Below are 21532 nucleotides of genomic sequence, written 5' to 3' on the forward strand. Positions count from 1 at the left end.
ACAAAAATATTTAAGGTTTTTACGAGGTTAACCAACAGCATCATGAATATTATCGAGTTTCAAAATATTACCAAAATCTACAAATTAAAGAAAAGAAGTGGCAATTCATTTATCGACTTTATCAAGCCAGGTTATGTCGATAAAGTTGCTCTTAATAATATGAATTTTTCTATTCCCGCTGGCCAAATTGTTGGCTATATTGGTCCTAATGGTGCAGGAAAATCAACTACTATCAAAATCATGACCGGAATTCTAAAACCCACTACTGGTAAGTGCCGCGTTTTAGCAATGGATCCTCTTAAAAATCGTAAGCAATTCGTGCGTCAGATCGGCGTTGTTTTTGGTAATCGTTCTAATCTGATTTGGGATTTACCTGCAATTGATTCTTTTAAAATGATGAAAGATATCTATGATATTCCAGAAAATGATTTTCAAGAACGCTTGCATGATTTAGCAGAAGCTATTGGTATTCAAGATATTTTAAATGTCCCTGTACGCCAAATGAGTTTGGGACAACGAATGCGTTGTGAGTTAGTCGTTTCTCTCCTTCACTCACCTAAAATTTTATTTTTAGATGAACCTACTTTAGGTTTAGATGCTGTATCTAAGATTGCGATGCATCGATTTATCAAGAAAATCAATAGTGAACAAAAATTAACTGTAATTTTAACTACTCATGATATGAATGATATTAAGGAATTAGCACAGCGTATCATTGTCATTGGAAATGGAAACAAATTATATGATGGTCATCCTGAAAATATTATTAATAAATTCAATGATATTCGAAAAGTAGTATTACCCATTAAATCTAGTGATCAAATTATCAGTGCAATCCAACAAAAAAAATATTCCATTTAGTATTATTCAACAAATCGAAGGTGAGTTGACTCTCGAAATTAAAGAAGGTCAACCTCTTGAAAATTTAATGCAAATTATTAACCAATTTGAAATCGAAAATTATTCCGTTCAACCGCTTAATACTGAAGAAGTAATTGCACATTTCTATGAACAAAATAGCAAAACTATGTGAATGAATTCAGGTGATGTTTATGTTAAAAGGTTATCTAAGTGTATTGACTGCTGAAATGAAAAAAAGTTGGCTATATCGTTCGGCTGCATTTGCTAGTATTCCACTGTTTTTCTTCCGTGGGCTACTTTCAATTGCAATTGTTTTTGCGTTCACGCGTACAAATAGCGATAATCCCCAACAACTTGTTAATTATTTTTGGCTAATTAATCTTTTCTATCCTATCATCTCTGCCTGGGTCGTTGACTATGATTTAAATACAATGATCAAATCAGGAAACATCGCATATGAATATATTAAGCCATTAGATATTTACTCATCATGGTTCATGCGTTTAATTGGTCAACGTTTAGCTCAATTGGCATTGTCTAGTTTACCAATTTTAGTTGTGATTTGCTTTTTACCAGCTCCATTCAGTTTTACAGTTTCATTTTCTTTTGAAAAAATAATAATGTTTACGATTACCATCATGCTTGCACTTTGCTTAAATGTGGTACTTTCGTTATTAGTATATATTTCTGTTTTTTATACCTATTCAATTACAGGGTCATTATTAGTTTTTGGTTCCATTATGGAGTTTACCGGTGGATCAGTAATTCCATTTAGTTTATTTCCTAGTGGCCTCCAACATGTTTTTAAACTCTTTCCTTTCTGGTATGGCTCAGCTTTTCCTTTTCAATATTTAACAAATCAGTTAAATAATAATCAATTATTAAGTGGAATTGTGTTACAGATCATTTGGATTATTGTGGCATTACTAGTTGGAAGATGCTGGTTAAGTCATCAATTACATAAAATTGAAATTCAGGGGGGTTAATTTTGAAAAAATATTTGTTACTCTTAAATAAGAATATTAAATCTCAACTTGAATATAATAAATCAATGTATCTGCTAATAATTGGTGAATTTATTGCACAATTTACTTTTATTTTAAGTTTTTTGATACTTTTTAAGTCATTGGGCAATGTAAAAGGTTATACTGTTAATCAGGCAATCTTTATTTACGCAACGGTTAACATTTGTTATACATTAGCAGAAATGTTAGGCAAAGGAATCAATGATCTGGCAAAATTAGTACGTAATGGCACTTTAGATATTTATTTCATTCGTCCAATGTCAATTTTGTTACAGGTTATGGGAAATGATTTTGAAGTATCATGGATTGGAAGATTGGTTCAATCCTTATTGATTTTCGGAATCACCCTTTTTACAAGTAATATTAAATGGAATTTGATAAAGATTAGTGATGTAGTATTAATCATTATTGCTGGGATTGCACTATTTTTATCAATATATTTGTTCTTCGGAACATTATCATTTTTTACAACCAAACAAGTCAGTATCTCGGTCTTGCTGATGGGAAGTGGCTCTGATATACTACACTATCCGGCTAATGCCTTACCACGTGGAATTCGTTTTATTCTACTTTATATTCTTCCATTTGGATGTATTAATTATCTTCCATTTAAGTATATTCTTGGATTTACAAATAATTGGCTGTATTGCTTAACACCATGCATTTGTTTTATATTCTTTGGGTTAGTGTTGCTATTCTGGAGATATGCATTATCTGAATATTCTTCAACCGGATCATAATACTAGGAGGGTCAAACATGTACCAAGTTGAATTGAAGAAGATGAAATTTCATTCTCATATTGGAGTTCATCCAGAAGAAAAAGTTGTAGGTCAGGATTTAGAAGTTGATTTAAAGGTAACTTTAAATATTGTTCCTGATTTAAGCGATGACCTTGAACACTATATTAGTTATGCTAAATTCTATGGCATTATCCGTGATATAGTTGCAGAAAGTCGAGATGATTTAATCGAAACTTTAGCTAAAAAAATCATCGTTCAAATTAAAGAAAAATATGCTGCTGAAATAGCTCATATTAAAGTCTACGTTAAAAAGAAGACTCTTCCAATGGATGGAATTCTTGAAAGTGCAAATGTAATTTTAGAGGAGTAATACATGGAAAAGTTAAATATTGTTTATCTTGGATTAGGTACTAACTTAGGTAATAAACAACAAAATTTAGAACAAATCATTGCATTGTTGCAAAAGCATGACGAAATCAAACTTCTCAAGCAATCATCAGTTTATGAAACTTCTCCGGTTGGCGGTGTTGAACAAGATAATTTTTACAATATGGTAATTAAAATCGGTACAACATTTTCAGCCGAACAGCTATTAGAAATCATTCATGAAGTTGAGAAGAAACTCAAAAGAATCAGGATTATTCATTGGGGACCACGAACTGCAGATGTTGACATCTTGTACTTTAATGAACAACAAATGAATACAGAACATCTAAAAGTTCCCCATCCTGAAATTTTGAACCGTTTATTTGTATTAGTTCCACTATTAGAAATCTGTGGCACTGATTTTTACGACTATGATCGTTTAGTCAATGCAAGACAAGCATTAGAAGATACAAGTGATCAAAAATTAATAAATAGAGGACAGTTATAATGAGTAATAATAAAAATTCTGATAATATCGAAACAATCATCACAAACCTATTAGAAAGTGTTGGTGATGATCCACAACGACCTGGATTAATTGAAACTCCTCATCGTGTTGAAAAAATGTATCAAGAAATTTTAGGATCAATCAATCAAACTGAATTCACTGATTACAAATTATTTGATAACGAATCTGTGGGTGCTGATCAAGATGTTATGGTTACAAATATTCCATTTTATTCAATGTGTGAACACCATATGCTCCCCTTCTTTGGTGTTGCAAATGTAGCTTATGTTCCTAATGATAAAATTATTGGTTTGAGCAAAATTCCTCGTTTAATTGATTTTGTTTCTCACCGCCTAACACTACAAGAAAAGCTAACACATGATATTGCACTTGAACTCAACCGCATTTTAAAGCCAAAAGGAATTGTAGTACAAACAGAAGCACGCCACATGTGCGTTGAAATGCGTGGTGTAAAGAAATTAAATTCTGTTACTAAGTCAAAATACTATGATGGTATCTACAAAGAACAACCTGATATGCTAAACAACTTTATTATGACAGTAAATAGTAATCGAGGATCATTATGATAACATTCAATGATTTAAAATATTCACTTTACGATAGTGATGATCGTATTCCTTTTTTACAAAAACTATTACATCAATTAGGAAATCCTGATTGTGATTACAAAATCATTCATACAGCAGGAACAAATGGAAAAACTTCAACTTCAACCATGATTGCAGAAATTTTATCTCATAATGGTTATAATGTTGGACTTTTTACCAGTCCATTTGTTATTGATCAAGGTGAAGCAATTCGCATTAATGGAAAAAAAATTTCTTCAACAGAAATTGACCACTATTATTCTCAAGTTGCTACCTTAATTACTGATACGCTACATTTGGATTTGTTAAAGAGTATTTCAAAATTTGAAATGATTTTATTGATTGCCCTACTATATTTTAGCGATCATAAAGTTGATTATGTTGTATTGGAATGTGGTTTAGGTGGTAAGACTGACGCAACAAATGCAATTTTGACTAGCGAATATGAGATTTTCACACATATTGCATTGGATCATACAGATGAATTAGGTAATACACTTGAACAAATTGCTACTAATAAGGCAGCGATTATCCGTGAAAATTCTCAAGTAATTGTCGCACCTAAACAAAATGCTTGCGTAAAAACGATATTGTCAAAGCAAGCACAAGCCAAAAATGCTTCAATTTATTTTGCAGAAACTCATGCAAATCAAACTAAAATTGACTTTACTGCGGAATATCAGTATGACAATTTAGCAACTGTTTTACAGTTTTTCACTGTTTTTGATAACGGTAAAATCAAAGTTGATGATTGTCTAGCAGTCATTCGCAACTTTGATTTGATTGGTCGTTTTCAACAAGTGCATCAAGCACCACCAATCATTATCGATTGTGCACATAATTTAGATGGAATTAGTCAGTTTGTTAAAACTGTTCAAGATAAATATCAAGATTATCACAAAATCATTATCACCGGCTTTTTAAAGGACAAAAAGCCTCTTCAATGTAGTGATTGTTTAGCACAATTAAAGGCTGACTTCATTGTTACTCAACCAGATAATGATGATCGTAAATATAATCTTGAGACTCTTTATCAACATATGCAGGCAAACTCAAAAATTGCAAATGTAAGTCTACAACAAGATTCTGTAATGGCTTTTCAAACTGCCTTGCAAAGAAGTAATTCACAAACTGTAATCTTTGTTGTTGGTTCATTCTATTTAGCAAGACCCATTTTAAGATATATCAAAACTAATTTATAACTGTACAAAAAAATGGAGCTCACATGATGTGAGCTCCATTTATTTTTTATATTAGTCAATCACGATTGCTTTAAGTAAATTCAAGAGATATTGAGTTTCTTTAACATCATGAACTCTTAAAATCCGACCATTATTTAATGTCATTAAAAGTTCAACAAACAAACTGATAGTTACGCGATCAGCTTCACTATCTAAGATTTTTTGGATGAAACTCTTTCTTGAAATTGCAATCATTAATGGAACGTTTAATTTTGATAATTGAGAATATGCGTTAATCTTAACTAAATCATCTGCAAGTGATGAGTTTTCAGAGAAACCAACTCCCAAATCAAATGAGAAACGATTCCGTGGAATATTTTTATCGTCAATTTGTGTTAATAATTCTTTAAAATGATTTTCAATCAACGTACTATCAATATCGGTTTCGTGTTTAAGTCGGTTGTTTAACATCGCAACTGCCCCAACGTCATATTGTTTTAGTAAGTCGATTTTTTCTTCAGTTTCGAAGCCATTAATATCGTTTATAATATCTGCACCGTTTTCCAAACTTCTTCTCATAACTTCCACATTATATGTGTCTACTGAGATTGGAACATTTGGAAATTCTTTTTTCAAAATTTTAAGAGGTTTTTCAATTCGTTCCCACTCTTCATCAACTGTAATTTCTGTGAAACCAGGACGAGTTGATTTCCCTCCAATTTCTAATACTTTAGCTCCGTTTTGCAAATCATCTTCTGCTTTGCGTAAAAATGCTGAAGTTTCATTAGAAACATGGGTAGAGAAAGAGTCTGGTGAGAAATTAAAGATTGAATAAATCAAAGGATCTACTGTTAAATCAAATTTGAAGTTTGGCCCTTCCCAAATAATTCTTTCATCTTCATAAATTTGATCGAGATTTAAATCTTCTGCTTTAAGCAAGTCCTTGAGACGAGCTAATTGGAAAATGTTAACTGTGATAATCAAATCATTGTCTGACATCAAGATACTTTCCGTGTTGCCTTTCAAGGTATTTAATATTTTACCATCATCTTTGAAATTGTGAGCGACTAAAGTTATTGTATTTTGATTACTTAAATTGTTTGTCTTTTCAAATTTCATTTCTCTCTCCTATATATCCGTTAAACTATTAACACCTATATCAAATTACATTTCTTCTTGCATGTTACGAATTTCTGCTACAAAGTCCTTGCGGATGTAGTATGAAACGAGTAAAGCAAGCAAATCAATAATTACGAATACAGTGATTGTAACTATATATGTATGTAAGATTTGGTGTGTAACTGATAACAAGACTGGTCCAACTAATCCAGCTACTGCCCATGCTGTTAAAGCATATCCGTGAATTGCACCTAATTCTTTTGTACCAAATACATCACTTAAGTATGCAGGGATAACTGAGAAACCAGCACCATAGCATGAAAGCAATAAGCAAAGGGCAACAGTAAAGACCATTGGTAATTTAAAAATAAGCATTAAGATTAACATAACAATATCAGTAATGAAAATCAATGAGAATGTGTTTGGACGACCGATGTAATCTGACAAAGTTGCCCATGCAAGACGACCAAATCCATTGAATAAACCGATAATACCAACCATGATAGTTGCTTTAGCAACACTCATTCCTGTCATTGATTGAGCCATTGGTGATGCAGCTGAAACTAAACCAATTCCGCAAGTAATGTTGATAAAGAACATTAACCAGAGTAATCGGAATGAACGTGTTTTTACTGCTTCGTTAGCAGTAAATTGTTTCCCGTTAAGATATGTTGAACGGATAACCATCTTTTCGTTCATTGTCTTAGGTAATTCATTTTCCTTAGGTTTCTTAATGAAGAATGATGCTGTGATCATTACAACAAAGTATGCAAGACCTAAAATGTAAAATGTATTAACTAAACCAACAGTATCCATTAAGTATTGAGCAATTGGACTTGTTACTAATGAAGCAAAACCAAAGCCCATGATTGCTAAACCAGCAGCTAAACCACGACGATCTGGGAACCATTTAACAATTGTTGAAACTGGAGTAACGTATCCAGCACCTAAACCAATTCCTCCAATAATTCCGTATCCAAGATAAAGTAGTGGTAATGAGTGCAAGTGAATTGACAATCCAGTAAGAGCAATCCCAGCACCAAAGAAAATACTTGAGAAGACTCCAGTAGCTGTAGGACCAAATTTTTCAACTGCCTTCCCCATAAATGCAGCTGACATTCCTAAACAAAAGATTGCTAAACTGAATGCAAATGAAACGGCAGATTCACTCCAATGAGTTGCAGCAACGATTGGCTTAGAGAAAACACTCCAAGCATAAACTGAACCGATCATTAAGTGAAAGACAACTCCCGCAAAGGCGACAACATTTCTCTTCTTAAACATTAAGCAAATTCCTCCTTAGTTATATTGCAGATATTAATAACTACACTTAATAGTATATCATGAACTTTTATAAGTTCAATACCATATATAGTATGTTAATAAATATTAAACAGCTTATATATGGGCTTATTTTTTAATAAAAACACGACAAATAACGAACTTTATTGTATAAAACCAAGGTTCGTTGCGTTTTTTGATTCAATTGTCGTTAAGTTATTCTTAATAATTGCTAAAAAATAAGCCTTCATGTTGAGTAATCAGATCAACATAAAAGCTTAACGTTCTAACTGGCTAATTAATTTTTAACATGTGAGAAATATGGTTTTAAAAAATGAATCATCACAAGAAATGCAATTCCAACAACTAACCCTTTGATTAAATTAAATGGAACAACACCTAGCAATACAATTTTAGTAATTGAAAATCCTAATTTCATTCCCAATACATTAATATATAGCGGTGTAATAACAAAGAAGTTAGCTAAACTCATTACACTTGTTAAAACTAGCATTTCTAGTCCTACTGCGCAAACAGCTTGTTTAACTGTAACAATAAAATCTGTCTTTTTTAAAGTTAGATACAGTGGCAAGCATAAGCAAAACATTGCTATGAAATTACTACCCACACCAATTAAATGTCCAACCGATGGACCGGTAACGATTAAATAAATTAATTCTTCAATAACCGCAATCAAAATTCCATCTTTAACTCCAAGCATGATCATTCCAAATAGAATTACAATATCTGAAAAATCTATCTTTAACCATGGAACAATCGGAATGATTGGAAATGATATGTACATTAAAATATATGCCATTGCAGCTAAAACTGCTATAAATGTCATGCGTCTGTATTTACTCATAAAGTGACCTCCTGAAGAGATTCACCTTCAAGTGAAGATAAAAAAGTCTGCAAAATTAAGATAAATTTGCAGACTAATAGCAATGCTATATAATCTTCTTCCATCCAGACTATACTGTCGGTATTGGAATTTCACCAATTCAATCCTTTCGGAGTAGCGGACTATCACCGCCGGTCGGGAATCACACCCTGCCCTGAAGATTTATCTCAATAATACTTAACAAAAGTATTCTAACATTTTATTTTTATAATTAAAAGTATTTTATTAAACGATTAGAAAAAATCAATAATTGATTATATTTTTCTAAAACTATAATGCTATATAGAATAGAAAAATCTTATTCAGCTAATTTTGCTGCGTATTCGATTTGATTTTCATCAAGATATTTTTCTAGTTGTGGAATTGTAATCATTGGAACTTGATACTTTTCTGAAAGTTTTGCTAAATCATCGCGCCGTGCCATCTTACCGTTTTCTTTTAAAATTTCGATGATTACTGTAACTGGTTCTTCATGTGCTAGATATGCTAGATCTACAGTTGCTTCTGTATGTCCTGTTCGTTCACGAATTCCTTTATCCTGTGCAATTAATGGTTGGATGTGTCCAGGATGATTAAAGTGTTCAGGTTTAGCTGTTGGATCAGCAATCTTTTTAATTGTTGCTGCACGATCATATGCAGACACCCCTGTTGTTACCCCTGTTTCTTCATATGTTGCATCAGTCGTTACCATAAATGGTGTTTCATTAGGATCTGTACTATTTTCGACCATCAATTTGAAACCTAATCGTTCAGCAATTTTACGACTTACTGGAACACACATTAAACCATTTGCAATTTTCAACATTTGGTAAATTGTTTCTGGACTAACACGTGAACCTAGAGCAACTAAATCTCCTTCATTCTCCCTTGATTCATTATCAGCAAGAATAATGAATTTTCCTTCTTTCAAAAACTTAATGGCAGTCTCTACATCATTCATCATTGTTCGGATTCCCCTTATTAATTTTATTTACAACTTAATGTATGTTCATATTATAGCATACATTCCGAACTTCAATAAATAAATAGTTTGTATTTATAAATTAATAATCATAAAATTTACTAATACCATAAGATTATCAACTGAATCCCGAACTATGTATTATTTTTTTCTTAGACAAATAAAAAGGATCTAGTTATAGATCCTTTTTATCCATTAAATTTGATATTTTATTAATTTTCTGAATATGGTATATTGGTATTTTGCCAATCATCACCTGAGCCATTTCCTTTTTGTAATTGGCCTTGTTCATTAATCCGATACCAACCAACAGTTGGGTTTGTATCAGCATTTCCATTATGTTCTTTCATCCATTCACTTTGATGATTTTCTTGAACTTGAATCGTCAAGCAACCTGAATCATCTGTAATATCACTAAAAGTAAAAGCTTCCATTGGTGGTGTACTTCCATCTTTGCTATAGTTTTGAATTACTGCTTTATATGCCCAACTATATGCTTGTTCTGTTGTTAAGTTCTTTGTATCTACGCTATTACTTTTTGATGCTGTAGAATTTTCTGTTGCTGAACTTTCACTTGTATTTGATCCTTCTTGGCTAGCAGAATTTTCACTAACTGCTTGTGATGATTCAGTTACTTCATTGTCTTTTTGGCTACTTACTTCTTTTGTTTTCTTAGCTTTTGAACTTACTTCTTCTGTTTTAGTCTTTGAATCACTATTATCTGAACTCTTTTGTGTTTGACTACTACCGCATCCCCCTAAAACTAATGCTGTACCCATCAACAATACAAATAATTTATTATTTAATTTCATTCTAAACACTCCATCTAATAATTGTTATGTATCATCTTTGTATCTATATTATATTAAAATCTCAGACTAGTTACTATACTTTTAAACAAAAAAAGAGCCTATTACTAGACTCTTTTTACCGTTTTAATTAATGGCGTTTAAAGATAATAGCTGATCCTGCCAAAGCTAAAAGAACCATTCCAATAACTACAATTGAACTTGTATTCATTTCACCTGTTTGTGGAAGGACTTGATTCTTACCTTTATTTTGACTTGTACCATTTTTAGCTTCACTTGTTGAACTTGAACCATTTGCTACACCAATAGCACCATGTTCATTTGAACTTACAGTCGTTTCACTAACTGAATTTTCACTATTATTTGTTGCAACTGATGCCTTTTCACCATTTACATCATTTACTTTTGATTCATTCTTAGAGTTCATCTTATTTGATGAAATTTCACTTGTTACACTCTTAGCATTAACTTCACTTGATGATGTTTCTTCAACTGTTTTTGCTGAACTTGAGCTACTTGTTGTTACTACAGCAGGTACTCTATCTATGCTTGAACTACTTGATGAAACTTTACTTGCTGAGCTTTCTGAACTTGCATTACTTGATGAAAGTTCAATTGATAAACTTGAACTTTCTGAATTCAAGCTACTTGATACATGTTTTACACTTGTATTGCTTGATGAAATTTCACTTGATGCATTATTGCTTTCGCTTGAGCTGCTTGATACTTCACTTGATGTGCTATTGCTTTCACTTGAGCTGCTTGGCACTTCACTTGATATACTACTGCTTTCGCTTGAGCTACTTGGTACTTCACTTGATGTGCTATTGCTTTCGCTTGAGCTGCTTGACACTTCACTTGATGTGCTATTGCTTTCACTTGAGCTGCTTGGCACTTCACTTGATATACTACTGCTTTCGCTTGAGCTACTTGGTACTTCACTTGATGCGCTACTGCTTTCACTTGAGCTGCTTGGTACTTCGCTTGATGCGCTACTGCTTTCACTTGAGCTGCTTGGTACTTCGCTTGATGTGCTATTGCTTTCGCTTGAACTGCTTGATGAACTTACTGGGATTTTCACATTTGAAACTATATTATCTGTTGGAAGATCTGAATCAATCATCTTACCTTGTTGAATTGTAAATTGATATTGTTTATCACTCAATTCATATCCATCTGGTGCTTGAACTTCCTTTAATACATACTTACCATCTAATAAATTATCAAATGCAATCTTTCCTTCAGCATCACTAGTTGCCGTCATTGTCTTACCAGAAGTTGTATTTGTTAATTCAAATTTTGCTCCTGCTAATAAAGTATGTGAATCTGCATCTTCTTTTAATAAAGTTAATTTTCCACTACTATATCCAATGATTTCACCTTGTCCATGTTGTTGGATTGTAATATTTGCCTTATCTGTGAAATTCTCATTACCATATGCCATTTCTGCACCGTTATCATATGAAGCTCCTGTTTCAGGATTTTCTAACATACAACGATATGAAATAGCCCATTTTGTTCCAGCTAATGTACCATTAGGATCAGTTACCGTAAATCCACCTGTTGGTTGATTCTTATCAACGTTAATTCCATGTTGTTCCAATTCATTAACTGTGTACACAAATTTATTTCCTTGTGCATCCGTTAAATAAAAACGCCAACTATTCCAATCAATTGGTACACTTGGTGAAGGAGTATCTGTAATCACAATTGGTCCTTGTGCATTTGCTGACACAGTTCCATAAACTGACCAATTTAGATTTCCATCTGTTCCTTGATATCCACCTTTTGTTAATCCAGCAACTGTTGTATCAGGAGGTGTTACAGGTTGTGAACTTTGATTTCCACTATTAACACCACTATTAGACGATGAAGAATTATTTGTTGAGGTAGTAATTACAATACTTGGGCCTTGAACGTTAGTTCCCCAATCCTTACTAATGTCAACTTTTCCATCTATTCCACTAATTGTAGAACCTTTTTCTGCGATAGCTTGAAATGTAAATGTTCCACTAAATCCATTTGTTAGTTGTGTTATTCCATCATTAAAAGTAATAGTCACTGTATAACCATTAACTTCTGCTGTGGCAGCATCCGCGATAGTTGAACCATCCGGTGCTGTTGCTGAAATTGGAATCGTTGTCCGAATTCCATGTAGTCCTCCTGAAGATGAACTTGGTTGTGGCAACGAAATTGTAAGCTTATCTCCCGGTTTTACATTTCCGTTTCCACTAAATCCAACCGTTATGGCAACCTTCTCTCCATCCTTAACTTCAGAACTACTTGTACTGATGTTAGTAATTTTGACATTCTCATTTGTCGTTGAAGCAAATGATGAAGTAGTGCCAATAAAAATTGAACTAAATAAAATTATAATTGCAAAAATTATATTATTTTTGCTCATTAAGATTCGCTTAAACCTTTTTTCCATTTTTTTCACCGCTTTCAATATTCCATAAATTATTCGAAAAAACGTTTTAATTTTTAGTCATAATTTATTTCACATTTCAACGCTATCAGTGAGTGATTATAAATAGATTGGTTTTCAATTTCAATTTTTCGATCACAATCCTATAAAACTTAATAGAATCTAAAATAATATTTGAATACCTTAAATCACAAATACAAAGAAAATGATCATTTTTATTTTATGTAAACGATTGCAAAAGGCGGTATTATTTAATATAATTAACTTGTTGATATTTATAAAACTGCAATCTAGTTTTTGATAATATCATCACTCAAAAAAGTAAACATACTATTCCAAATAATTCATTTACGTATAATCTGTTAGATTTTTGTGGGCAAATCTAGCAGATTTTTTTATACTAAATTCCTGATTTTATTAGTTAAAACATTGATTTTTCCAAAAAATTCGACTAAAATAATCGATTGTTAGTTATCTAACAATTTTATGAAGGAGAGGCAGATTGAAAAATACCGGAAGATTGTTAAGAATGGCAAGTAATCATCTAACTAAACAATTAGATGATTTTGCACAAAACTTTAATCTTACATGGAATCAAATGACTTTGATTGATTATTTATCCAGATGTCAACCATGTACTCAAAAAGAGATTGAAACTGAATTTACCATCCAACGTTCGACAGCAACCGTCATGATTCAACGCATGGAGAAAAAAGGTCTCATCGAGCGTCAAGTCAGTCCTACTGATTCACGTCAACGAGTTGTTTTACTAACTGATAAAGCAACTCCACTCATTAGTGAAGTTCACAAATTCATGATTAATCAACAAAAACAAATGGAAAAATATTTCTCAGAGTCAGAAATCGATAATTTTGAAAAAATGTTACGTTTTTTCATTAATGATTCGTATAGATATGAAAATAAAGAGAAAGAGGTCAAATAAATTTGAGTGAAAAGAAACAAAAAAATTTATGGTTAGTTATGTTAGGGCCAATGATTGGTGCATTTGTCGGAATGTTTTCCGAAACTTCCTTAAACATCGCTCTTCCACAACTTTCACAAAGTCTACATATTGGTAATGCAACCCTCCAATGGTTAGTTACTGGCTACATGTTAGTTATCGGAATTGTGTTACCATTATCAAGTTTACTTACTAAATGGTTTTCAACACGAAAACTTATTACATTTGGTTTAGGATGTTTCCTATCTGGAGCAATTATTTCTGCCTGCGCTCCTTCCTTTGTTCCTTTATTAATTGGTCGTTTGATCCAAGGAATCGGAACTGGAATTATCTTGCCATTAATGTTTACTGTCGCAATGAGCATCTTCCCTCCTCAAAAATTAGGAACAGCTATGGGTGTCTGTGCACTTGTTATCATGTTTGCTCCAGCAATTGGACCTACACTAACTGGGTTTATCCTTGCTAAACTTTCATGGCACTGGATTTTCTGGATGTTCGTTCCAATTCTATTAATTGCTCTTTTCTTCGACTTAAAATATTTAGTTAATATTAGTGAAATTACCAAACCAAAAGTTGATTTCATCTCAATTGTAGAATCTGCTGTTGGTTTCAGTTTAATCGTTATGGGTTCAAGTCTTGCTGCTGAAATTGGTTGGCTATCACCAATCGTGCTTGGCTGTTTAATCGGTGGCGCGATCATCTTATTCTTTTATGCTAAACGCCAACTTAAAATCGATAATCCAATTTTAAATTTACGCGTTTTCAAAAAAGAAGCATTTAGCAAAGGCTCATTCCTAGTAATGTTAGACTTCGCAACAATTCTTGCTGCAATGTATATTCTTCCACAATTTATCCAAAGAAGTATGATGATCCCTGTTGCTTTAACCGGAATCATTATGTTACCTGGTGGAATTGTGAATGCATTAGTTTCAGCAATTGCTGGGAAATTATATGATAACTATGGTGTAAAAACAATTGCTATTATTGGTTTTATAATCGCAACAATTGGTGCAATCTTACTTTCATTAGTTTCACCAAAAACTTCAATTGCTTACGTTATTATGTCACACGTTATCTTGATGATTGGATGTCCACTTGCAATGTCACCATCACAAACACATGCGTTGAATTCATTAGACGTTACAGAAAATGCTGATGGAAGTACCATTATTAATACACTTCAACAAATCGTTGGAGCAATTTCAACTGCCGTTGCAACCAGTCTTCTTGGTTTAGGTGCTGCTTCATACCATGGACACAGCACTGCAGCTGCATTTGCAAATGGTTCACACTACGGTTTCTACTTCACAATCATTTTAATCTTGATCGGTTTAGTAGTTTCCTTAACTCTTAAAAAAGAACCTAAGTCAAAAGATATCAATTTATAAAATAAAAAAGTCCCGGTTGCTTAATTGCAACCGGGCTTTTTTTATTAATCAACAGTTATAATTTCTGTCCCTTTTGAATTATTTTCATCCAATTTAGCCTTGTGAATATTTACATCATTAAATCTATTGTAATAGTATGTCTGTGTTTTTTGTGAATAACATGCTGTATACATTGTATACTCTTTTTGGTTTTCTCCATTAACAACACTTCCTAAAGGCATTGCAACAGCTTTTAAGATATTAAACATCCGCGAAACACCTTCAATTTCAGTATCAGTTGTTGGATAAACTGCATTTAGGTATGCTGCCTTAACAAATCTTGATTGAGGTGTACTATCTCCTGGCAATCCAAATGAGCCTGTCCCCACACCTTGTGGAACAACCTTTCTTCTATTCCATTCTGATGAAGTCCGATCATTAGGGGTTAGGCCAACATAATTATCCAAATTTTGTAAGTGCCAAGGGAATTGTGGATTGTTAGTCAAAGTACATACTTCATCATCATATACATTCATTCCATCTTTAGTTTGTTCCACTACAATTGTGTCATTTTTGTCTGAAATCAACCAATGTGTTGGAGATGGTTGCAACTGTTCACTAAAAGCCGTATTTACAATATTAACCTTGTCTTTAATTACTTCCTTTGCTTCTTTAACGGTCTTAAAGTTCTCCAAGACCCAAACAATAAATTCAAATGAAGTAATATTATATTTACCTTCTACTTTTTCTGGTGAGTAATAAGCATTATTAGGAAACATCAAACCAGCCATACACAAATCAGAAGTATTCCCCTCAAAGAATAGCGGATAATTACCAATATTTAAACCCATTCCAATGATTGGTTTAGATAAAGTTTGAGCTGGCAAATTACGATATTCCATTTTATATCCTGCAGGAGCAATGATTGGTTTCTCCCCAAAATCTATACCATAATCCAAATTACGACCAAAAAACATTTGATCATTAGAATCATTAAACTTAATACCTGTACACATATAAATTCACCTTTTTCTGTTCAATTGATCTTGGAATGCAAATAATTCCTGTCACGTCGAACCATTATATCATTCGTGGTTAGCGCTTTCAAAAAAGATGCTTTATTGCACAAAAAAAGTTTTAGTTAATCATTTAACTAAAACTTCAACGTTATAATTTATATTTTGTACAAATATTAATAGTATATTAGCGTACAACTAACACAGAAACTGGTGAATATTTTGCCATATAAGCAGCTTGTGAACCAAAATATTTACCTAATCCGTCTTTAGCTAAAGCACCAACGACAAGTAAATCTGGATTTACTTCAGGAATAACTTTTTTGATAATTGTTTCCCCTGCATCACCTTGTGCAGTGATTGTCTTTACCTTCTTGATTCCTGATTCTAATGCAATTTTTTTATAACCCTTAATGTGCTCATTAAGTTCGTCAATCGATTTATGAATATAGTCAACATCTAAAACTTGATAAACGTTCATTTCATCTGTTTCTATAATTGATGTTATATATAAAGTTGCATCTAATTCTTTAGCTCTTTGCATTGCTACACGAAAAGCTAATTGTGCATCTTCGGAATCGTCTACACCTACTAGAATTTTTCTAATGTTTTTAATCTTTTCTATACTCATATCGATTTCTATTCTCCTTGTTCTTTACCTATCTTTTGGTTGTTCTTATACATATCTATAATTACCCAAACTAATAACATAATAATCATTACACTAATTACATATGCAACATTCTTCCCAATTACAACTTGTTCAGGTGTTGGATTAGAACTGAAGAAAGCTGTCATTTGATCAGGTAAACCAGTTAAGTTCAAGTAAATCAATGCAATAACTGAGATCCAACCTAAAATCTTAACCCATAAACTATTTTTGAATTCACCCATTTCATTCTTACTATCTGTAAGCATCAATAGTGGAACCATTGAGAATGGCAATGCGAGTGATAAAAATACCTGAGAGTTAATCATTAAGTTATTAATGGCAATATGTTGTCTTGTAACTGATTCCCCACTAGTTGTTAAGACACATAAAATAACTGGAATAACTGATAACAAACGAGTAACTAATCTACGAGCCCATAATGGCATTCGTAAATGAATGAAACCTTCCATAATAACTTGACCAGTCAATGTTCCTGTAATTGTTGAATTTTGACCTGATGCAAGTAAAGCAACAGCAAACAAGATTGATAAAATACCTGTTTGAGCAACACTAGCTAAAATATGGTTATGTAATAATGTTGGTTCATTTAAAGCTTCAAACAAACCAAAGAATGAAGTGTCTTTAACAGCACCTGACTTGAAAACTGCAACACCCATAATCAAAAGTAATGCATTAACAAAGAAAGCACCTGTTAATTGAATGTTTGAATCCCATGTTGCAAACTTAACTGTTCTTTTAATATCGTCATGATTACGATGATCAAGTTCACGTGTTTGTGAAATTGATGAGTGCAAGTACAAGTTATGTGGCATAACTGTTGCCCCGATAATTCCTAATGCACCTGTTAATGGAGTTTCACCATTAATTGATGGATGACTTGCTAACACATCTGCACTAGGCATTAAACCTCTAATTGCAGCACCCCAATCGGGATCTGATAACAAGACTTCGTAAATAAATACAAATAAGATTACACAGATTAAACATACAACAATTGCTTCAATCTTACGGAATCCAATCTTGGCAAGTAATAATAATAGCAAAACATCAAATACAGTAATGAAAACTGCAAGAATTAATGGAATATGGAATAATAAGTTCAACGCAATTGCAGCCCCAATTACTTCGGCAATATCTGTCGCCATAATCGCCATTTCCGTAAGTATCCATAAAATGATACCTAATGTTTTTCCTGTTCTAGCACGAATTGCTTGTGCTAAGTCCATTTGTGTTACAATCCCTAATTTAGCAGCCATGTATTGTAGTAACATTGCAATCAAACTAGACATTAAGATAACTGACATCAGCAAGTACTGGAAGTTTTGACCTCCAGTAATTGATGTTGCCCAATTACCTGGATCCATGTATCCAACAGCAACAAGTGCTCCTGGACCTGAATATGCTAATAATGTTTTCCAAAAGCCTGCGTCTTTTGGAGGAACATGTACAGTCCCGTTGATTTCTTCTAATGATTTACCATTAGCATACTCAACGAGATTTAAAGTGTTTTTTGACATAATTTATCCTCCTATCCTTTTTTAGTATACCAAAGATAAATTTTTAGGCAAGGTTAACTTTTTAAAAAAATTAATTAATTTATTTTTTGTATGTTACTAACCTTTTACAAATCCTTTATTTACAACGTTTTTCTATCTTTAAAATTCTTTTAAAAAAATTTATTTTTTTAATTATTAAGCATCTAAACAAAAAAAGACTTAGGCATTTCGCCTAAGTCTTTTTATATCAAATTAATCCCGATTGGCATTTCTAATACCATATACAAAATAAATTGCTATTCCTAAAATAAACCAAACTAACGTATAAAGCTTAGCAGCCTTATCCAATCCAATAAACACAAGTAAACTAGCTACAAATGCAAGAATTGGTAATAATGGATATGCTGGAACCTTGAAAGCAGGTTGTTGAATATCTTTTCCTTCTCGTTTTCTTAAGAAGAATAACCCTACCGAAACGAACATGAATGCAATAATTGTTCCTGCAGAAATTAATTGTGATAAGAAACTAAATGGTAATACTGAACTAATTACCATAGAAACAACAGAAATTAAAATTACTGCATTCTTAGGTTGTTTGTTTTTATCAAGTTTGCTGAATACTTTTGGTAACATTCCATCTCGACTAAATGAATAAATTAATCTTGAGCCAGATAACATTAAACCAATAGCTGCGGTAATCATTCCCAAGACCGCAATTAATTGAACAATCGTTGCTACTATTGGATGATTAATTGCTCTCAAAGCGATTCCAATTGGTTCGGCACTAGCTGCATAATGTTGATATGGTAATACACCAATTAATACTAAACTTACTAAAATAAAGAATACAGATGCAATTCCTAAAGATCCAACAATTCCAAGAGGCATTGTTTTTTGTGGTTCAATAGCTTCAGCTGAATTTGCGGCAATTGCATCAAATCCAATATATGATACAAAAATCATAGATACTCCGGCATAAATACCTTGCCAACCACCAAAAGCCCCATTTGCTGTCACATGATATTCTGGAATAAACGGATGGAAATTAGCCATATGAATTGAAGTAGCACCCACTACTACAAATAACAAAATTGCAAAAATTTTCAAAACTACAAAAAGATTTTCAACTAATGTAATTTTTGAAAGGTTTCTTGAAACAAGAAACATAACTAACAACAATAGTGCAATTGCTAAAATATCAACAATTCCCCCATCTTTACCTAATGGATTCGCCAAAAATGCAGGGAATTTAATTCCAATAGATGCCAAAATTGGTTTTAAGTTAGAAGAAATACCAGAAATTACAAAGGATAATCCAATAAAATATTCAGCCAATAATGCCCAGCCAACAACCCAGCCAGGTAATTCACCGAAAATAACATTAATCCAAGTGTATGCTGAACCAGCAAATGGCATCGCACCAGCCATTTCGGCATATACTAAAGCTACCATTCCAGCAACAACAGCTGCAATTATAAATGAAATAATAACTGCCGGCCCCGTATGCATCGCTGCTACTTCACCAGGCAAAGTGAAAATTGAAGTTGAAACAATAATCCCTAAACCTAATGCTAATAAATCTCTTACTCTAAGAGACCGCTCTAAGTGATCATCTTTCAATTCATATTTTTGAGGATTTTGCCTATAAAAAATTTTATTCCAAAGTTTCATTTCTCAATTTCCTTTCTCTCAATGTGACAAATACATAAAGTAACATCAACCATCCTAAAGATAATATAGTAGCATATCTTGTCGATGAAATTGCTAGAAAAATAATAATCATTCCAGCAAAAAATAGAATTGATATGATATCCGTAATTGGATAACCAGGTACGGAGAGGACATTATTTTCTTTATGAGTTTTCTTATATTTTAAGTGACATACAATTATTGCAATCCAAACAAAAATAAAATTAATTGAAGCAATACTTGTGATAATTGTAAAAATTTTACCTGGCATTAAATAGTTTAAAATTACAATAACAAATAGGATTAACGACGAAGCATGTAAAGCATTGTTAGGGATTGCCTTAGAACTTAATTTAGTAAAACAACGTGGTGCATTTTTCAATTTTGCAAGTGAATATAGTGAACGACTCATACTAAATAACGCACTATTAGTTGCTGAGATTGTCGCAATAATCACCACAATATTCAAAATCGAAGCAGCATTAGGAATTCCAATTGCTTCAAACACTTGTACAAAAGGACTTGATTTAGTCGAAATCTGATTCCAAGGACATACAACCATTAACGCAATCATTGATCCAATATAGAAAAGACCAATTCTTAAAGGCAAACTATTAATTGCCTTTGGAATATCTTTTTTAGGATTCTTAGTTTCACCAGCTGTTAAACCAACCATTTCAATTCCTGTATATGCAAGAATTACCATTTGAAAACTTCTAATAAATCCTTCCATTTTCTTAGGAAAAAAGCCACCATAATCAAATAAATTATTAAAAGAAACTTGTGTTCCAGCAACTGTTTTATGACCTAATAATAAAAATAAACTAATAAATATCAACGCAATAATTGCAAGAATCTTAATTAATGATAATTCACTTTCTAGTTCCCCAAATGCCCCAACATTAATCATGTTAATAACAATTAATATAATCAATATAATCAAAGGCGGTATCCACTGTGGAAAATTCGGAAACCAGTATTTTATATAAATTCCAGAAGCCGTCAAATCAGTCATTGCTTGTGCAATAAAACACAGCCAATACGTCCATCCAATTACAAAGGAAACTTTCTTACCTAAATATTCTTCAATAAATTCAATAAAAGAGTGCTTATTAAGATCAGACATTAAGACTTCTCCTAATGCTCTCATCATGAAGAAAATAAAAATACCAGCAATTGTATAGGTTAAAATAACCGCAGGTCCAGTACTTTTAATCGAGTCTCCAGATCCTAAAAACAATCCGGTTCCGATTGCGCCACCAATCGCAATCATCATGATATGTCGACTCTTTAAATTTCTTGAAAGTTTCTCATCCATATAAATATATCCCTCCTATAAATTTAACCTCAATTCGTTGATTAAATTTAAATAAGAAAATTTTAACATATTATTAATAAACTATCAATGTTCGAAAAGAAGATATTTAAAAAGATTTTTACTAATTCAAATAATTATCTTATAAAAGAGTAAATTATATTATTTACATTATTTATTTTATATGTTAACTTATTAAAAATAAGTAAAAGAGGTGAACTAT

At 32.3% G+C, this 21532-nt stretch carries 21 protein-coding genes and 1 riboswitch; of the genes, 10 read left to right on the forward strand and 11 right to left on the reverse strand.

Features of this window, described 5'->3' with window-relative positions:
- Nucleotides 1–42 precede the first annotated feature (42 nt).
- Genes QPK35_RS05970 through QPK35_RS06005 form a run of 8 tightly spaced genes read left to right on the forward strand, consistent with a single transcriptional unit; the run spans nt 43 to nt 5311 of the window.
- On the forward strand, nt 43–861 hold the full coding sequence (locus QPK35_RS05970) for an ABC transporter ATP-binding protein (RefSeq protein WP_290033050.1): 819 nt from the start codon (nt 43–45) through the stop codon (nt 859–861).
- Nucleotides 830–1033, forward strand: coding sequence for a hypothetical protein (locus QPK35_RS05975; RefSeq protein ID WP_290033051.1), 204 nt, complete (start codon nt 830–832; stop codon nt 1031–1033). Before QPK35_RS05970 ends, QPK35_RS05975 begins: the two co-directional genes overlap by 32 nt.
- Nucleotides 1034–1052: 19 nt before the next feature.
- The gene (locus tag QPK35_RS05980) at nt 1053–1847 is read left to right on the forward strand and encodes an ABC transporter permease (RefSeq protein WP_290033052.1); all 795 of its coding nucleotides are present in this window, start codon (nt 1053–1055) and stop codon (nt 1845–1847) included.
- 2 nt (nt 1848–1849) lie between these two features.
- Nucleotides 1850–2626 (forward strand): ABC transporter permease, encoded by a 777-nt coding sequence (locus QPK35_RS05985; protein ID WP_290033053.1) that lies wholly within the window; start codon nt 1850–1852, stop codon nt 2624–2626.
- A gap of 17 nt (nt 2627–2643) precedes the next feature.
- A complete protein-coding gene (folB, locus tag QPK35_RS05990; protein ID WP_290033055.1) occupies nt 2644–2997 on the forward strand; it encodes a dihydroneopterin aldolase in 354 nt (117 codons plus the stop codon).
- A 3-nt stretch (nt 2998–3000) separates the two neighbouring features.
- Nucleotides 3001–3501, forward strand: coding sequence for a 2-amino-4-hydroxy-6-hydroxymethyldihydropteridine diphosphokinase (gene folK, locus QPK35_RS05995; protein WP_290033056.1), 501 nt, complete (start codon nt 3001–3003; stop codon nt 3499–3501).
- On the forward strand, nt 3501–4088 hold the full coding sequence (folE, locus tag QPK35_RS06000; protein WP_290033057.1) for a GTP cyclohydrolase I FolE: 588 nt from the start codon (nt 3501–3503) through the stop codon (nt 4086–4088). Before folK ends, folE begins: the two co-directional genes overlap by 1 nt.
- Nucleotides 4085–5311, forward strand: coding sequence for a bifunctional folylpolyglutamate synthase/dihydrofolate synthase (locus tag QPK35_RS06005; RefSeq protein WP_290033058.1), 1227 nt, complete (start codon nt 4085–4087; stop codon nt 5309–5311). Before folE ends, QPK35_RS06005 begins: the two co-directional genes overlap by 4 nt.
- 51 nt (nt 5312–5362) lie before the next feature.
- On the opposite strand, the gene folP is transcribed toward QPK35_RS06005, so the two are convergent.
- The 6 genes from folP to QPK35_RS06035 form a co-directional block, all read right to left on the reverse strand.
- The gene (gene folP, locus QPK35_RS06010) at nt 5363–6409 is read right to left on the reverse strand and encodes a dihydropteroate synthase (RefSeq protein WP_290033059.1); all 1047 of its coding nucleotides are present in this window, start codon (nt 6407–6409) and stop codon (nt 5363–5365) included.
- 45 nt (nt 6410–6454) lie between these two features.
- Entirely contained in the window at nt 6455–7693 is a 1239-nt protein-coding gene (locus QPK35_RS06015) for an L-lactate MFS transporter (RefSeq protein ID WP_290033060.1), read from the reverse strand.
- Nucleotides 7694–7988: 295 nt separating this feature from the next.
- Nucleotides 7989–8555, reverse strand: coding sequence for an ECF transporter S component (locus QPK35_RS06020; protein WP_290033061.1), 567 nt, complete (start codon nt 8553–8555; stop codon nt 7989–7991).
- A gap of 88 nt (nt 8556–8643) precedes the next feature.
- A riboswitch (FMN riboswitch) is annotated at nt 8644–8760 on the reverse strand.
- 132 nt (nt 8761–8892) lie between these two features.
- Nucleotides 8893–9546, reverse strand: a complete 654-nt coding sequence (gene ribB / locus QPK35_RS06025) for a 3,4-dihydroxy-2-butanone-4-phosphate synthase (RefSeq protein WP_290034252.1) — start codon at nt 9544–9546, stop codon at nt 8893–8895.
- A gap of 221 nt (nt 9547–9767) precedes the next feature.
- A complete protein-coding gene (locus QPK35_RS06030) occupies nt 9768–10367 on the reverse strand; it encodes a hypothetical protein (RefSeq protein WP_290033062.1) in 600 nt (199 codons plus the stop codon).
- A 127-nt stretch (nt 10368–10494) separates the two neighbouring features.
- Nucleotides 10495–12795 carry a SpaA isopeptide-forming pilin-related protein gene (locus QPK35_RS06035; RefSeq protein WP_290033063.1) on the reverse strand — a complete coding sequence of 767 codons (2301 nt, stop codon included), beginning with the start codon at nt 12793–12795 and terminating at the stop codon, nt 10495–10497.
- A 499-nt stretch (nt 12796–13294) separates the two neighbouring features.
- Between QPK35_RS06035 and QPK35_RS06040 the strand changes: the two genes are divergently transcribed.
- Complete coding sequence (locus QPK35_RS06040) at nt 13295–13735, forward strand: MarR family winged helix-turn-helix transcriptional regulator (protein ID WP_290033064.1); 441 nt, start codon at nt 13295–13297, stop codon at nt 13733–13735.
- A 38-nt stretch (nt 13736–13773) separates the two neighbouring features.
- Nucleotides 13774–15141 carry a DHA2 family efflux MFS transporter permease subunit gene (locus QPK35_RS06045; RefSeq protein ID WP_290034253.1) on the forward strand — a complete coding sequence of 456 codons (1368 nt, stop codon included), beginning with the start codon at nt 13774–13776 and terminating at the stop codon, nt 15139–15141.
- A 44-nt stretch (nt 15142–15185) separates the two neighbouring features.
- Here the strand turns inward: QPK35_RS06045 and bsh are convergent, their stop codons facing one another.
- The 5 genes from bsh to QPK35_RS06070 form a co-directional block, all read right to left on the reverse strand.
- Nucleotides 15186–16136, reverse strand: coding sequence for a choloylglycine hydrolase (gene bsh / locus QPK35_RS06050; protein WP_290033065.1), 951 nt, complete (start codon nt 16134–16136; stop codon nt 15186–15188).
- A gap of 187 nt (nt 16137–16323) precedes the next feature.
- The gene (locus QPK35_RS06055; protein WP_290033066.1) at nt 16324–16767 is read right to left on the reverse strand and encodes a universal stress protein; all 444 of its coding nucleotides are present in this window, start codon (nt 16765–16767) and stop codon (nt 16324–16326) included.
- A gap of 8 nt (nt 16768–16775) precedes the next feature.
- Nucleotides 16776–18326, reverse strand: a complete 1551-nt coding sequence (locus QPK35_RS06060; protein WP_290033067.1) for an Nramp family divalent metal transporter — start codon at nt 18324–18326, stop codon at nt 16776–16778.
- A 231-nt stretch (nt 18327–18557) separates the two neighbouring features.
- The gene (locus tag QPK35_RS06065) at nt 18558–19976 is read right to left on the reverse strand and encodes an APC family permease (RefSeq protein WP_290033068.1); all 1419 of its coding nucleotides are present in this window, start codon (nt 19974–19976) and stop codon (nt 18558–18560) included.
- Nucleotides 19960–21312: an amino acid permease gene (locus QPK35_RS06070; RefSeq protein WP_290033069.1), complete on the reverse strand. Its 1353-nt coding sequence runs from the start codon at nt 21310–21312 to the stop codon at nt 19960–19962. The genes QPK35_RS06065 and QPK35_RS06070 overlap by 17 nt, the downstream gene beginning before the upstream one ends.
- Nucleotides 21313–21532: the final 220 nt, after the last annotated feature.

Source organism: Ligilactobacillus cholophilus, assembly GCF_030389495.1.
Classification (GTDB): Bacteria; Bacillota; Bacilli; order Lactobacillales; family Lactobacillaceae; genus Ligilactobacillus; species Ligilactobacillus cholophilus.

Coding starts and splice junctions, on each gene's coding strand:
- QPK35_RS05970 (WP_290033050.1), top strand. CDS start 43: ATGAATATTATCGAGTTTCAAAATATTACCAAAATCTACAAATTAAAG.
- QPK35_RS05980 (WP_290033052.1), top strand. CDS start 1,053: ATGTTAAAAGGTTATCTAAGTGTATTGACTGCTGAAATGAAAAAAAGT.
- folB (WP_290033055.1), top strand. CDS start 2,644: ATGTACCAAGTTGAATTGAAGAAGATGAAATTTCATTCTCATATTGGA.
- folK (WP_290033056.1), top strand. CDS start 3,001: ATGGAAAAGTTAAATATTGTTTATCTTGGATTAGGTACTAACTTAGGT.
- folE (WP_290033057.1), top strand. CDS start 3,501: ATGAGTAATAATAAAAATTCTGATAATATCGAAACAATCATCACAAAC.
- QPK35_RS06005 (WP_290033058.1), top strand. CDS start 4,085: ATGATAACATTCAATGATTTAAAATATTCACTTTACGATAGTGATGAT.
- folP (WP_290033059.1), bottom strand. CDS start 6,409: ATGAAATTTGAAAAGACAAACAATTTAAGTAATCAAAATACAATAACT.
- QPK35_RS06015 (WP_290033060.1), bottom strand. CDS start 7,693: ATGTTTAAGAAGAGAAATGTTGTCGCCTTTGCGGGAGTTGTCTTTCAC.
- QPK35_RS06020 (WP_290033061.1), bottom strand. CDS start 8,555: ATGAGTAAATACAGACGCATGACATTTATAGCAGTTTTAGCTGCAATG.
- QPK35_RS06030 (WP_290033062.1), bottom strand. CDS start 10,367: ATGAAATTAAATAATAAATTATTTGTATTGTTGATGGGTACAGCATTA.
- QPK35_RS06035 (WP_290033063.1), bottom strand. CDS start 12,795: ATGGAAAAAAGGTTTAAGCGAATCTTAATGAGCAAAAATAATATAATT.
- QPK35_RS06045 (WP_290034253.1), top strand. CDS start 13,774: ATGTTAGGGCCAATGATTGGTGCATTTGTCGGAATGTTTTCCGAAACT.
- bsh (WP_290033065.1), bottom strand. CDS start 16,136: ATGTGTACAGGTATTAAGTTTAATGATTCTAATGATCAAATGTTTTTT.
- QPK35_RS06055 (WP_290033066.1), bottom strand. CDS start 16,767: ATGAGTATAGAAAAGATTAAAAACATTAGAAAAATTCTAGTAGGTGTA.
- QPK35_RS06060 (WP_290033067.1), bottom strand. CDS start 18,326: ATGTCAAAAAACACTTTAAATCTCGTTGAGTATGCTAATGGTAAATCA.
- QPK35_RS06065 (WP_290033068.1), bottom strand. CDS start 19,976: ATGAAACTTTGGAATAAAATTTTTTATAGGCAAAATCCTCAAAAATAT.
- QPK35_RS06070 (WP_290033069.1), bottom strand. CDS start 21,312: ATGGATGAGAAACTTTCAAGAAATTTAAAGAGTCGACATATCATGATG.